The 13,351-nt window shown below is 71.3% G+C and carries 9 protein-coding genes and 1 pseudogene; 4 read left to right on the top strand and 6 right to left on the bottom strand.

Features of this window, described 5'->3' with window-relative positions:
• Nucleotides 1-15: 15 nt before the first annotated feature.
• The 4 genes from AMK21_RS04850 to ssd are packed head-to-tail and all read right to left on the bottom strand — an operon-like array spanning nucleotide 16 to nucleotide 4,107.
• Nucleotides 16-915: a type II secretion system F family protein gene (locus tag AMK21_RS04850; protein ID WP_073874542.1), complete on the bottom strand. Its 900-nt coding sequence runs from the start codon at nucleotides 913-915 to the stop codon at nucleotides 16-18.
• The gene (locus tag AMK21_RS04855; RefSeq protein ID WP_073874544.1) at nucleotides 912-1,826 is read right to left on the bottom strand and encodes a type II secretion system F family protein; all 915 of its coding nucleotides are present in this window, start codon (nucleotides 1,824-1,826) and stop codon (nucleotides 912-914) included. The genes AMK21_RS04850 and AMK21_RS04855 overlap by 4 nt, the downstream gene beginning before the upstream one ends.
• A complete protein-coding gene (locus AMK21_RS04860; protein ID WP_073874546.1) occupies nucleotides 1,823-2,971 on the bottom strand; it encodes a TadA family conjugal transfer-associated ATPase in 1,149 nt (382 codons plus the stop codon). The genes AMK21_RS04855 and AMK21_RS04860 overlap by 4 nt, the downstream gene beginning before the upstream one ends.
• The gene (gene ssd, locus AMK21_RS04865; RefSeq protein WP_073874548.1) at nucleotides 2,968-4,107 is read right to left on the bottom strand and encodes a septum site-determining protein Ssd; all 1,140 of its coding nucleotides are present in this window, start codon (nucleotides 4,105-4,107) and stop codon (nucleotides 2,968-2,970) included. Before ssd ends, AMK21_RS04860 begins: the two co-directional genes overlap by 4 nt.
• Nucleotides 4,108-4,609: 502 nt before the next feature.
• Between ssd and AMK21_RS04870 the strand changes: the two genes are divergently transcribed.
• Complete coding sequence (locus AMK21_RS04870) at nucleotides 4,610-5,455, top strand: HAD family hydrolase (RefSeq protein ID WP_073874550.1); 846 nt, start codon at nucleotides 4,610-4,612, stop codon at nucleotides 5,453-5,455.
• A gap of 469 nt (nucleotides 5,456-5,924) precedes the next feature.
• Here the strand turns inward: AMK21_RS04870 and AMK21_RS04875 are convergent, their stop codons facing one another.
• Nucleotides 5,925-6,749 carry an oxidoreductase gene (locus tag AMK21_RS04875; protein ID WP_073874552.1) on the bottom strand — a complete coding sequence of 275 codons (825 nt, stop codon included), beginning with the start codon at nucleotides 6,747-6,749 and terminating at the stop codon, nucleotides 5,925-5,927.
• A gap of 102 nt (nucleotides 6,750-6,851) precedes the next feature.
• On the opposite strand from AMK21_RS04875, the gene AMK21_RS04880 reads away from it, so the two are divergent.
• Nucleotides 6,852-7,847 carry an ATP-binding protein gene (locus AMK21_RS04880; RefSeq protein ID WP_073874554.1) on the top strand — a complete coding sequence of 332 codons (996 nt, stop codon included), beginning with the start codon at nucleotides 6,852-6,854 and terminating at the stop codon, nucleotides 7,845-7,847.
• A 97-nt stretch (nucleotides 7,848-7,944) separates the two neighbouring features.
• Here AMK21_RS04880 and AMK21_RS04885 read toward each other — a convergent pair whose 3' ends face one another.
• Complete coding sequence (locus AMK21_RS04885; RefSeq protein ID WP_073874556.1) at nucleotides 7,945-9,279, bottom strand: hypothetical protein; 1,335 nt, start codon at nucleotides 9,277-9,279, stop codon at nucleotides 7,945-7,947.
• 435 nt (nucleotides 9,280-9,714) lie between these two features.
• On the opposite strand from AMK21_RS04885, the pseudogene AMK21_RS04890 reads away from it, so the two are divergent.
• Both AMK21_RS04890 and acs read left to right on the top strand, forming a co-directional pair.
• A pseudogene (locus AMK21_RS04890) lies at nucleotides 9,715-11,054 on the top strand (carbonic anhydrase); the annotation flags it as partial.
• A gap of 274 nt (nucleotides 11,055-11,328) precedes the next feature.
• Nucleotides 11,329-13,326 carry an acetate--CoA ligase gene (gene acs, locus AMK21_RS04895; RefSeq protein ID WP_073874558.1) on the top strand — a complete coding sequence of 666 codons (1,998 nt, stop codon included), beginning with the start codon at nucleotides 11,329-11,331 and terminating at the stop codon, nucleotides 13,324-13,326.
• Nucleotides 13,327-13,351: the final 25 nt, after the last annotated feature.

Raw genomic sequence — 13,351 nt, forward strand, 5'->3', positions numbered from 1 at the left:
AGAGGCCGCGCGGGCCTAACTCGTGGCCAGCAGTCCGTCGGCCAGGCCGATGATCACCGGAGCCACCCCGACCGCCAGGAAGGCGGGGAGGAAGCACAGTCCGACCGGCGCAGTGATCAGGACCCCTGCCCGCTGAGCGCGAGCCACAGCGGCACCGGCCTGCTCGGCGCGCATCGCTTCGGCCAGCCTGGAGACCGGCTCCGCCGCCGGGGCCCCGGTCGATCCGGCCCGGTGCAGACAGCGGGCCAGAGGTCCGGCGCCCGTTATCTCGCCGAGCCGCCCCCACGCCTCGGCGGGCTCCCCGCCTAGGCGGATCTCGGCAGCGACTCGGGCCAGCCGGTCGCCGACCGGGCCACCGATGGACTCACCGACCGCCTCCGCCGCCTCGCGGGGCCCGGCACCGACGGCGACGCAAGCCGCCAGCAGATCGGCGGCCAGAGGGAGCTGTCCGGCGATCGCGGCCCGCTCCTCACGGGACTCGCCAGGAACGGAGCGGGGCCGGGACCGCTGCCATCGCCACGTCCCGTACGCCGCTGCCGCACCGCCGGCACACCCCATCAGGCCGCCGACCAGAAACCATCCGGTCAGCCAGGCACCGGCCGGAGCGGCCCACCGCAAGACACCGGCGCGAGCCCCGGAATCGGCCCCGGCACCACTGACCGTCCGGGCACCACCCTCCGTCCGGACACCTTCCCCACCCGTCCTGCCTCCGCCGCCCTTCCAGGCCCGCACCACCGCCGTCCGGGACCACCAGCCGGTTCCCAGGGCCGGTGCGGCCTTCAGCAGCAGTGCGCCCCGGCCACGCACCATCCGGCTCCGGTGCCCCGCGGCCACAGCGAGCGCCAATTGCGCCGCGGCCCCCGACAGCGCCCCCAGCATCCCCAGGCTGTGGAGAACTTCTCCCGTCGCGCTCATGGCGCCTCCCCTCCCCGCACGATCCGGCAAGCCCAGAGCAGTCCGGCCGCCTCCAGGAGGCCCCCCACCGCCAGGCAGAACAGCCCGCCCGACGTGTGGAGCAGCACCCGCAGCGGATCGGCTCCCAGCGCGGCGCCCATCCCCAGACCCGCCACCGGCAGCAGCGCCAGGACCACGACGGTCGACCATGCTCCCGCCAACTGGGCCCGCAGCTCCTCCCGTCTTCGCCGGTCGGCTCGTAACGCCGTTTCAAGACGGTCCAGGCCCGCCACGAGACCGGCTCCGCCGTCCACCGCCACCTGCCAGCACGCGGCCATCCCGGACAGGCCCCCCAGCCCCGGCCCGGCCGCAGCCTGCCGCAACGCCTCGGGCACGTCTCCCCCGAAGCGCGCGGCCGCGAGCACAGCGGCCTCCGCGTCCCCGAGCCACGCACCGCCGCCCGGCCCGCCTCCGACCGGCGGCACCCCCTCCGCGGCGCACTCCCTCAGCCCGGCCAACAGCGCCAGGCCCGGCTCCTGGCCGGCCCGCAGCTCCCCGACCACGGCCGCGCACAACGCCGCCACCGAGTCCGCCGCCCGCTCGCGCTGCCGTCGCCGGGCACGACCCCGCACCCACCTCCGTACCAACGGCACCGCCACGGCTCCGGCGATCAGCGGCAGCACCGAAGCCCCCAGGACGGCCAGCAGCACCGCCACCGGAACGCACCACCACTCGCGCCGCTCCACAGCCAGCTGCCGGACCTTGATCAGGAACGGCCACGATCGCCACGCCCGCCACGGCTCGGCCGGACCGTCCACGAACAGGACCCGCGCCCGTCGGGCCCCGGTCTCCCGCGTCGCGACCAGCCACACGGCCGCGCCCGCGCAGAGGGCCGCCGCATGCGCCGCATACCCCGCGGCTCCCCCCGTCACAGCGCACCCCCGATCAGCGACTCCAGCCGTGCCCGGCCGGGCTCCGGGATGAACCCGTCCACGCCCCAGCTCAGCGCGGGCACCGTGAACACCAGCCCGGCCGCGTCCCGCTCCAGGACGTGCACGTCGGCGATCCGTCGCCGTCCGGCCCGGTCCCGTACGAGATGCACGACCACCGAGAGCGCGGCCGCCAACTGGCTGTGCAGAGCCGTCCGGTCGAGGCCTGCGGCGGTCCCGAGCGCCTCCAGCCGGGCGGGCACGTGCTCGGCGGCGTTCGCGTGGACGGTGCCGCAGCCGCCCTCATGACCCGTGTTCAAAGCGGCCAGCAACTCCGTCACTTCGACACCTCTGACCTCTCCCACCACCAGCCGGTCGGGACGCATCCGCAGGGCCTGGCGCACCAGGTCGCGCAAGGTCACCCGGCCCGCGCCCTCCTGGTTGGCGGGGCGGGACTCCAGGCGCACCACATGGGGGTGATCGGGACGCAGTTCGGCGGAGTCCTCGGCGAGCACGATCCGTTCGTCCGCACCGACTGCGCCCAGCATGCTGGCGAGGAGGGTCGTCTTGCCCGCCCCGGTACCGCCGCTGATCAGGTACGAGAGACGGGCCTCCACCATGGCCCGCAGGATCCGGTCGCCACCCGGCGGCACGGTCCCGGCCTCCACCAGCTCCGCCAGGGAGAAGGCTCGCGGGCGCACCACCCGCAGTGAGAGGCAGGTCGAGCCGACGGACACCGGGGGCAGCACGGCATGCATCCGCGTCCCGTCCGGCAGCCGCGCGTCCACCCATGGCCGGGCATCGTCCAGCCGTCTGCCCGCGACCGCGGCGAGCCGCTGGGCCAGCCGCCGAACCGCCGCCGCGTCCGGGAAGGTGATCCCCGTCAGCTGAAGCCCGCCGCCCCGGTCCACCCATACCCGGTCGGGCGCGGAGACCAGCACATCGGTCACCTCGGGGTCCGCGAGCAACGGCTCCAGCACGCCGGTCCCGACAAGTTCGCCACGCAGCTCGGCCGCGGCCCCGAGCACCTCGGCATCGCCCAGCAGCCGCCCCTGGGCCCGAAGCGCGGCCGCCACTCCGGCAGGTGTCGGCGCGTCACCACTGCGCGCCAGCCGTTGGCGCACGGCATTCAGGAGCGCATCGGTCATGGTGCGCCTCCCCCTGCCGGAGCCGCGGCGGCACCGCGCTCCCCCGCTGCTGCCGCCGCCTGCTCCCAGAACTGCGCGCAGAAGCGGGCGAGCGGGCCGCGGGCGCTGCCGCCCGGTGGCGTTCCGGCGTCCTGGGCGGCCAGGAGGTCCGGCTCCGGAGGCAGTTCACCGACGAGCGGCAGGCCGATGGCCTGGGCGACCCAGCGCTCGTCCAGACCTGCCGCATACGGTCCCCGAGCCACCACCCTCACGTCGTCCAGCACCATGCGAACCATGGACGCCACGCGCTGTGCAGCCGCGACCGCCCTCAGTTCGCCCGGCACCACCAGCAGGCCGAGGTCGAGCTGGGCCAGGGCTTCCGCGACGCCCTCGTCCACCCGGCGCGGCAGATCGACGACCACCACCCCGCCGAGCCGGCGCGCGGCAGCCAGGACCGCCCGCACAGCCTGCGGTGCGATGGCCACCTCGTCGTCACGGCCCCAGCTCAGCACCCGCAGCCCGTGGAGCGCGGGCAGGGAATCCTCCAGCGCCCCACCACCGAGGCGGCCCTTCGAGTGAGCGAAATCCGGCCACCGCATGCCCTCGGCCCGTTCTCCGCCGAGGAGGACGTCGATGCCTCCGCCCAAGGGGTCCGCGTCGATCAGCATCGTCCGCCGACCGGACCTCGCCGCACTGACGGCGAGGGCACAGGCCAGCGTCGATGCGCCGGAGCCGCCCCGTCCGCCGATCACCCCGACCGTGAGCGCCGGCCTGCCGACGCCCTCGGCCGCATTGGCGATCTGGTCGACGAGCCAGCCCTCCGAATCCGGCAGCCGCAACACGTATTCGGCCCCGATCTCGACCGCCCGCCGCCAGACGTCCGGATCGTCCTGGTCCCGCCCGACCAGCATCACCCCCCGCCTGCGGGCAGCACCGCGGCACCGCGCGGCCGCGTCGTCGCCCACCAGGACCATAGGAGCCCGCTCCCAGCCACCCGGCCGCCCGGGCGGCCCGTGATGAACCTCCGGCTCCGCGCCGGCCGCCGCGCAGAGCCGCAGCAGATCATCGAGCAACTCCACGTCTTCCGTCACGATCAGCGGTCCGCCGTGTCGCCCTTCGGCGACCGTCAGCCCTTCTCGCGTGAGGGATCCAGCCACGATCTCCGCCCCTTCTCACTGCCCCTTCAGTGCGGTTCGCGGCGATCTCGGGCGTTTCCGAGATGCGCGATTCCGGTACCCGCGGACTTCGCGGGAGGAATCAACGTGCAGCACCCCGGAAAAACATGTGGATCTTGCTCGAAAACTGTGGACAACTTCGGCGTTGTGAATATCTCCATCACCCGAACCGGCGACTTCCGGAGCGCAGTCCTGCTGCTACACACTGTGACGAGGCGAGGCTCGCGGTCGACGCCTCGCACGAGCGGGCCCAGCAGGGTCCGGAAGGGAGGGAGGCATCGGGCCCGGATGTCAGAAATGCATCCGGACATGCGACGACCCCCGCCGGGGGGGAGAGCGGGGGTCGTCCCCACGGCCGACTCGGGGGGGGAGGAGCCGGACCGGGGTTGGCACGGTCGCGAACGATCCGTGACTTCCATGGTGTACCCGAGGGCCCTCTCAGGCAAACCCACGCGCCGGATTTTACGCCGAATGGCGGCCCCCTATGCTCAGCGTTGTGGAAAACTGCTTCTCGCCGCGCACAGCAGCCTTCTTTGACCTGGACAAGACGGTCATTGCGAAGTCTTCGACGCTGACCTTCAGCAAGTCCTTCTACCAAGGCGGACTGATCAACCGCCGTGCCGTACTGCGCACCGCGTACACACAGTTCGTGTTCCTGGCCGGGGGCGCCGATCACGAGCAGATGGAGAAGATGCGCGCCTACCTCTCCGCCCTCTGCAAAGGATGGAACGTCCAGCAGGTCAAGGAGATCGTCGCCGAGACCCTGCACGACCTGATCGACCCGATCATCTACGACGAGGCAGCCACCCTCATCGAGGAACACCACACGGCCGGCCGCGACGTGGTCATCGTCTCGACCTCCGGCGCGGAGGTCGTCGAACCGATCGGCGAACTGCTGGGCGCCGACCGTGTCGTCGCCACGCGCATGGTCGTGGGCGACGACGGCTGCTTCACGGGAGAGATCGAGTACTACGCCTACGGGCCGACCAAGGCAGAGGCGGTGAGGGCGCTCGCCGCCTCGGAGGGGTACGACCTTTCGCGCTGCTACGCCTACAGCGACTCGGCGACCGATGTGCCGATGCTGGAAGCGGTCGGCCACCCGCACGCCGTCAACCCCGATCGCGCGCTGCGCCGCGAAGCGACCCTTCGCGAGTGGCCGATTCTCGTCTTCAATCGCCCGGTCCGACTGAAGCAACGGCTTCCCGACTTCTCCATGCCGCCTCGTCCGGCACTCGTGGCCGCCGCCGCGGTCGGTGCCGCAGCCGTCACCGCGGGGCTCGTCTGGTACGTCAGCCGTCGACGTACGCCCGGGGCGACACTGCCCGGCTGAGGCGCTCCGCGACCGGAGAGGCCGAGCGGCCCGCGATAGACGAAACCGAGCGCCCGCGACCGGGGGACGGAGCACCCGGCCCGCGGGCATCACCGCCCGGTTCGCCCTTGATTGAACGTAAAAGTAAAGAAGTACGGCCAGGGCTTTCCCTTCCCCCGGTCCTGGAGTACAAAGGACTCAACGGCCCGCGAGACCAAGGACATCCGTGAGGATGACCTGTAACGCAGTGACGGCCCCACGGACCGAGCACGAAAGCCGAGTACCCACGCGACGTCGACCCGTCGATTACGGGCCAGCCGCACCAGGTGACGGGCAAAGTACCCGACCTGATGGGCAATTTACGAGGACGCTTGGTAACTGGGCGGACGTGCCAGCGGCGGTACCGCTTCCGGTACCGCCGCAACCCTTTTCGGGGTCGTTCCTTCGAAGCCGGACCGTTCCCGGACCCCCGCCGCCCCGGTGCGTACGCCTACGCCGCGCCGCGCTGGAGGGCCTCGCAGACCGCCGTCGACTCGCGGACGCCCAGCTCCACCGAGCGCCCGCAGTGCGCGATCCACGCGGCCAGGCCTTCGGGGGTACCCGTCGTATAGCCCTCGAACGCCGCGACGTACGCCGCGCGCCCCTGTTCCGCATGACCCACCTCGGCCGGGCAGATGGACTTCGGGTCCAGTCCGCTGCCGATCAGCACGATGCGCTCGGCGGTCCGCGCCACCAGACCGTTGTGCGAGCCGAAGGGGCGCAGCGCCAGCAGTTCGCCATGGACCACCGCGGCCGTCACCAGGGCCGGGGCCGCGGTGCCCGCGATGATCAACTGCGACAGCCCTTCGAGCCGTCCGGCCACCTCGTCGGCGCCGGGGAGCGGCGCCTCGATCAGCGGCTCGTCGACGGACTCCCCGGCCAGCCGCGGGCGGCCGACCGCGTCGTCGGGCGCTGCCCCGCCGGCCGCCACCAGGTGCAGCCGGGCCAGCACCCGCAGCGGCGACTGCCGCCAGATGGAGAGCAGTTGCCCGGCCTCCGCGGTGAGCCTCAGCGCGGCTCCGACCGTGCGCGCCTCGCCCTCACCGCTGAAGTCGGTGCGCCGGCGCACCTCCTCCAGGTTCCAGTCGGCACCGGCGAGCGCCGCCGAACCCCGGGAACCCCGCAGCGCGGCCTCGGCCGTGACCTCGTTGCTGCGGCGGCGCATGACGCGGTGACCGTAGACCCGGTCCACGGCCTTGCGTACGGAGTCCACGGCATCGGGCACTCCGGGCAGGGAACCGAGCGTGGCGAGCGGGTCTGAGGCAGTCGTACTCATAAGTAGCGAGGCTACGCGCCCCCTACACCCGGACCACCCTCAAGTGGCCATCTTCACGAACATCGACAGCGCAGTGCGATCGACCCGCTACCCTAGGTGAACATGAAGATCGCTTTCGTCGGGAAGGGCGGCAGCGGTAAGACCACGCTGTCCTCGCTCTTCATCCGCCACCTCGCCGCCAACGAAGCCCACGTCATCGCCGTCGACGCCGACATCAACCAGCATCTGGGCGCCGCCCTCGGCCTCGACGAGGCGGAGGCGGCCGTGCTGCCCGCCATGGGTGCGCACCTGCCCCTCATCAAGGACTACCTGCGCGGCACCAATCCCCGGATCGCCTCCGCCGAAACGATGATCAAGACGACTCCGCCCGGCGAGGGCTCACGGCTGCTGCGGGTCTGCGAGGACAACCCGGTCTTCGACGCCTGTGCGCGTACGGTCCGGCTCGACGACGGGGACATCCGGCTGATGGCCACCGGCCCGTTCACGGAGTCCGACCTCGGGGTGGCCTGCTACCACTCCAAGGTCGGGGCCGTCGAGCTCTGCCTCAACCACCTGGTCGACGGCCCGGACGAGTACGTCGTGGTGGACATGACGGCGGGGTCGGACTCGTTCGCCTCGGGGATGTTCACACGCTTCGACATGACGTTCCTGGTCGCGGAGCCGACTCGCAAGGGGGTGTCGGTGTACCGCCAGTACAAGGAGTACGCACGGAACTTCGGCGTCGCGCTGAAAGTCGTCGGCAACAAGGTGCAGGGGCCGGACGACCTGGACTTCCTGCGCGCGGAGGTCGGCGACGACCTGTTGATCGGGGTGGGTCAGTCCGACTGGGTACGGTCCATGGAGAAGGGGCGGCCGTCCCGGTTCGAGCTCCTGGAGGCGGACAACCGGATGGCCCTGCAGGCCCTCCAGGACGCCGCCGAGGACTCGTACGGGCTGCGCGACTGGGAGCGCTACACCCGGCAGATGGTGCACTTCCACCTGAAGAACGCGGAGAGCTGGGGCAACGAGAAGACGGGCGCCGATCTGGCCGCCCAGGTCGACCCCTCCTTCGTGCTCGGTGAGCGGCGGGCCGGAGCGGGCGTCCCGGCGCCCGCCTGACCCGCCGAGCCCGCACCCGGCCACCCACGGCGCCACGATCGAGCCGCGCCGCCCCCATCACTCCGGCCACGTTCGACCGGGGTGACGGGAAGGGGTGCTAGCCGGCGTCCCCGGCCGCCGGCTCTCCGGCCTCCGGGCCCGCCGCCTTGCCCTTCTCGGCCTTCGGGGCGGCGGCGGCCTGGGCGCCGAGGTAGGTCTTCCACCCTTCCTTGGGCGCCTCACCGACGCCGAGCGTGGCGAGCTTGGCCAGCGCCTGCGGGTCCTGCGCGTCCAGCCAGTCCGCCAGCTGCCGGAAGGAGACGCAGCGGACCTCTTCCTTGGTGCACACCTTCGCGATGGTCTCCTCGATGGCGCGCATGTAGGTGCCGCCGTTCCAGGACTCGAAGTGGTTGCCGATGATCAGCGGCGCCCGGTTGCCGTTGTACGAGCGGTCGAAGGCCTGGAGCAGGCCGTCGCGCATCTGGTTGCCCCAGTACTCGTGCTGGGAGGGGTCGCCCTGGGTCGTCGTACCGGACTGGTTGACCATGAAGTTGTAGTCCATCGAGAGCGTCTCGAAGGCGCGGCCGGGCATCGGGACGAGCTGGAGCGGGATGTCCCAGACGCCGTTCTTCTTCTTGGGCCAGACCTGGTTGCCGACGCCGCTGGAGTCGTAGCGGAAGCCCATGTCGCGGGCCGCGGCGACCATGTTCTTCTGCCCTTCGAGGCAGGGGGTGCGGGCGCCGATCAGTTCCTGGTCGTAGTCGAAGGGGAGCGGGGCCTCGCCCTTCAGCTCCGGAGCGTTGGTCTTCCAGTTCTTGACGAAAGCTTTCGCCTGACTGATCTCGCTCTTCCACTCCTCGACCGACCAGGTGCCCACACCGCCGTCCGGGCCGCAGAAGTGGCCGTTGAAGTGGGTGCCGATCTCATTGCCGTCCTTCCAGGCGGCGCGCATCTCGGCGAGGGTATTGCGAATGCCCTCGGTGTCGTTGAAGCCGATGTCGGAACGGCCCGCCGAGTGCTGCGGCGGAGCGTAGAGGGATCGTTTCTCCTCAGGCAGGAGATACACACCGCTGAGGAAGTACGTCATGGTGGCGTTGTATTTCTTGGCGACGCCACGGAAGTGCGAGAAGAGCTTCTGGCTGTCCTCTCCGGCACCGTCCCAGGAGAACACCACGAACTGCGGGGGCTTCTGACCCGGCGCCAGGCGCTGGGCGGCCGACAGCTTCGGCTGGGCCCCGGTGAAGGCGGTGGAACCGTCGCCGATGAGCTTGACGGCGCTCTTCGGGGCGGCCTGCGGAGCGTTCTCCTTCGCGCCGTGGGCCCCCTTCTCCGCGCCGGCACCCGTCCCGCCGGGCTCGGAACCTCCGGAGCCCGCACCGGAACAGCCCGCGAGTACGGCGACCAGCGCCGCGGTCATGACGCCCGAGGCGATCCTCTTCGTGGCGGCCATCATCCGCCCACCCTCTTCCTTGCAGGTCATTTGCGTTGAGTGCCGACGCGGCGCGGCCAAACTCGCACGGGACCCCGCGAGGCAGAGAGCGACATACCGAATGAAAAGCTGCCTATTCACTTGAATGAGTGACTAGTTGGTCTAAATGCCCTGAATGCGAGATGCCAAGCTTTACTCTCCATTACCATTCTTTTACTGAGCGTTGAGAAATTCCGCCCCTGCACTCCGTGGCTAACGGCCGCGTCCCCCATGCCCTCGCGACCGCGCTGACTCCGCAGGAGACGGGAACATGTCTGCCTGCGCCCCCACTCGTCATGACCCCCCGCGCCGCCGTCCGCGCCGCCGCCGCGCCCTGGGTACGAAGAGACCCCACGCCCCGCCACCGGCCGGTGGCCGCCGCCTGCGGATCGGGGGCGCGGATGTGTCCGCCTCCATTTCGAGTGGATCCCACTGGCCGCGCTCGCCGCCCTGGTGATGGTGGTCGGGGTCCCGATGGTGAGCTTCGCGCACATCCGTAACGTCCATAAGCACCGCGAGTTCCCCGTCTGCGCGGCCACGGTCGCCGGTGTCGCCGGCTTCGGCGCCCTGGCGGGTGTCGCGCTCGGGGTGGCCGCGGCGGTGATGGTCTCGCTACACCGGCTGGGCCGTACGAAGATCACCGTGACCGAGCAGACGGGCGCCACGCGGTGACCGTCCACGGCCAGTTGACGTTCCTGGCAGTGCCGCGGCTCACCCGGACCCTCGGGCAGCTGCCGCCGGGCGTCGACGCGACCGTCGAGCTGGACGGCTTCTTCATGGACCACGCCGCCTACGAGGCGATCCAGGCCTGGCGCAACGCCCAGCTCGCCCAGGGCGGCCGGATCACCTTCACCGGCCGGTCCGGCAGCCGCATCGCCGAGCCCGCCGCCGTGGCCCACTCCTGTTGCCGCCCCTTGACCCCGTGGCGCAACCACCACTGCCACGACCGACCCGCAGACGACGCCGGACCCGCCACCGACACCAGCAGCGATTCCGGCACCTCCCCCACCCCAGGGGCCGGCAGGAGGGGCGGCGCCCATCGGCTGCTGAGCGACCTGAGTTCGTTCCAGCGGAACACCGCGCCTCTGGTCCGCGGCGAGCTGGCCCGGCTCGCCTCCGAGGGTCAGCGCCCCTCGCAGCTCTTCATCACCTGCGCCGACTCCCGCCTGGTCACCAGCATGATCACCTCCAGCGGACCGGGCGACCTCTTCACCGTTCGCAACGTCGGCAACCTCGTGCCCCCGCCCGGCACCGGGCCCGCCGGCACCGTGCCGGCCGGGAGCGGCGACGACTCGGTGGGCGCGGCGATCGAATACGCGGTGGACGTGCTGCGGGTCGAGTCCATCACTGTCTGCGGACACTCCGGCTGCGGCGCCATGCAGGCGCCGCTCAAGGGCGAGCCGGAGACCGGTCCGGGGAAGCCGCGGACACCCCTGTGGCGCTGGCTGCGCCACGGGCTGCCGAGCCTGGAGCGGATGGCGTCGCGCCGCCACTCCTGGGCCCGGATCTCCGGCCGGCTGCCCGTCGACGAGGTCGAGCAGCTCTGTCTCACCAACGTGGTCCAGCAGTTGGAGCACCTGCGGGCGCACGAGGCGGTGGCCCGACGGCTCGCCGAGGGGACACTCCCGTTGCACGGTATGTACTTCCACGTCGGCGAGGCGCAGGCGTACCTGCTGACCGAGGAGTCCAGCTCCGGTACGGGCCCCGACGAGGTCTTCGACCGGGTCGGCACGGGAGAACGGGAGCGCACCGCCGTGTGAACCGGGGCGGCACCGCCGTCTGAACCGGACAGCCCCCGGGTCCGTGAGACCTCATGACCCCGCTCCGCGCCGTGCGGCGGGAAGAGCAGTCGTACGGCGGGAAGAGCAACACGGAGCGCCAGAACCGACAGAGCGACTTTGCGCCACACGTCGTGAACACGCGTCGTGAAGCCGCCCTGACCAGCGGAGCGGGATCATGCTTCCATACACGAAGACACAGGTCTAAACCAATTCCCGGCAGACACTTGTCACCCGGCCCCGCGCCTGATGAGCTATGCCCCGGGACACAACGGACACCCTGGGACTGGGAGAAGTCGTGAGCAACGAGAGCCTGGCCAACCTGCTTCGGGAAGAGCGGAAGTTCGCTCCGCCTGCCGAGCTGGCCGCCAACGCCAACGTCACCGCAGAGGCGTACGAGCAGGCCGAGGCGGACCGGCTGGGCTTCTGGGCCGAGCAGGCCCGCCGCCTGACGTGGGCCACCGAGCCGACCGAGACCCTCGACTGGAGCAACCCGCCCTTCGCGAAGTGGTTCGCGGACGGCAAGCTGAACGTCGCGTACAACTGCGTGGACCGCCACGTCGAGGCGGGCAACGGCGACCGGGTCGCCATCCACTTCGAGGGCGAGCCCGGCGACAGCCGCGCCATCACCTACGCGGAGCTGAAGGAAGAGGTCTCCCGGGCCGCCAACGCGCTGACCGAGCTGGGCGTCAGCAAGGGTGACCGGGTCGCCGTCTACCTGCCGATGATCCCCGAGGCCGCCGTCGCGATGCTGGCCTGCGCCCGTATCGGCGCCACGCACTCGGTGGTCTTCGGCGGCTTCTCCGCCGACGCCATCGCCACCCGCATCCAGGACGCCGACGCCAAGGTCGTCATCACCGCCGACGGCGGCTACCGCCGCGGCAAACCCACCGCGCTCAAGCCCGCCGTCGACGGCGCCGTCTCCCGTATCGACAGCGTCGAGCACGTCCTCGTGGTCCGCCGCACCGGTCAGGACACCGCCTGGACCGAGGGCCGCGACGTCTGGTGGCACGAGATCACCGCCCGGCAGTCCGCCGAGCACACCCCCGAGGCCTTCGAGGCGGAGCAGCCGCTCTTCATCCTCTACACCTCGGGCACCACGGGTAAGCCGAAGGGCATCCTGCACACCTCCGGCGGCTACCTCACCCAGGCGGCCTACACCCACCACGCGGTCTTCGACCTCAAGCCCGAGACCGACGTCTACTGGTGCACCGCCGACGTCGGCTGGGTCACCGGCCACTCGTACATCGTCTACGGGCCGCTGGCCAACGGCGCGACCCAGGTCATGTACGAGGGCACCCCGGACACCCCGCACCAGGGCCGCTTCTGGGAGATCGTGCAGAAGTACGGCGTCACGATCCTCTACACCGCGCCGACCGCGATCCGTACGTTCATGAAGTGGGGTGACGACATCCCCGCCAAGTTCGACCTGAGCAGCCTCCGCGTCCTCGGTTCGGTCGGTGAACCGATCAACCCCGAGGCGTGGATGTGGTACCGCAAGAACATCGGCGCCGACAAGTGCCCCATCGTGGACACCTGGTGGCAGACCGAGACCGGTGCCATGATGATCTCGCCGCTGCCGGGCGTCACCGAGACCAAGCCGGGCAGCGCCCAGCGCGCCCTGCCGGGCATCGCCGCCACCGTCGTGGACGACGAGGCGAACGAGGTGCCGAACGGCGGGGGCGGCTACCTCGTCCTCACCGAGCCGTGGCCCTCCATGCTCCGCACCATCTGGGGCGACGACCAGCGGTTCCTCGACACCTACTGGTCGCGCTTCGAGGGCAAGTACTTCGCGGGCGACGGCGCCAAGAAGGACGAGGACGGCGACGTCTGGCTGCTCGGCCGGGTCGACGACGTGATGCTCGTCTCCGGGCACAACATCTCGACCACCGAGGTCGAGTCGGCCCTCGTCTCCCACCCGTCGGTCGCCGAGGCGGCCGTGGTCGGGGCGAACGACGAGACGACCGGCCAGGCCATCGTCGCCTTCGTGATCCTGCGCGGCACCGCGACCACCTCCGACGAGCTGGTCGCGGAGCTGCGCGACCATGTCGGCACGACGCTCGGCCCGATCGCCAAGCCCAAGCGCGTCCTGCCGGTAGCCGAGCTGCCCAAGACCCGCTCCGGCAAGATCATGCGCCGCCTGCTGCGCGACGTCGCCGAGAACCGTGAGCTGGGCGACGTCACCACGCTCACCGACTCCTCGGTGATGGACCTGATCACCACCCAGCTGCCGTCCTCGTCCTCCGAGGACTGAGAACACCCTCTGTGACGGTGCCGAT

Source organism: Streptomyces sp. CB00316 (genome assembly GCF_001905595.1).
GTDB lineage: Bacteria > Actinomycetota > Actinomycetes > Streptomycetales > Streptomycetaceae > Streptomyces.

Coding starts and splice junctions, on each gene's coding strand:
- AMK21_RS04850 (WP_073874542.1), bottom strand. CDS start 915: ATGAGCGCGACGGGAGAAGTTCTCCACAGCCTGGGGATGCTGGGGGCG.
- AMK21_RS04860 (WP_073874546.1), bottom strand. CDS start 2,971: ATGACCGATGCGCTCCTGAATGCCGTGCGCCAACGGCTGGCGCGCAGT.
- AMK21_RS04870 (WP_073874550.1), top strand. CDS start 4,610: ATGCTCAGCGTTGTGGAAAACTGCTTCTCGCCGCGCACAGCAGCCTTC.
- AMK21_RS04875 (WP_073874552.1), bottom strand. CDS start 6,749: ATGAGTACGACTGCCTCAGACCCGCTCGCCACGCTCGGTTCCCTGCCC.
- AMK21_RS04880 (WP_073874554.1), top strand. CDS start 6,852: ATGAAGATCGCTTTCGTCGGGAAGGGCGGCAGCGGTAAGACCACGCTG.
- AMK21_RS04885 (WP_073874556.1), bottom strand. CDS start 9,279: ATGATGGCCGCCACGAAGAGGATCGCCTCGGGCGTCATGACCGCGGCG.
- acs (WP_073874558.1), top strand. CDS start 11,329: ATGCCCCGGGACACAACGGACACCCTGGGACTGGGAGAAGTCGTGAGC.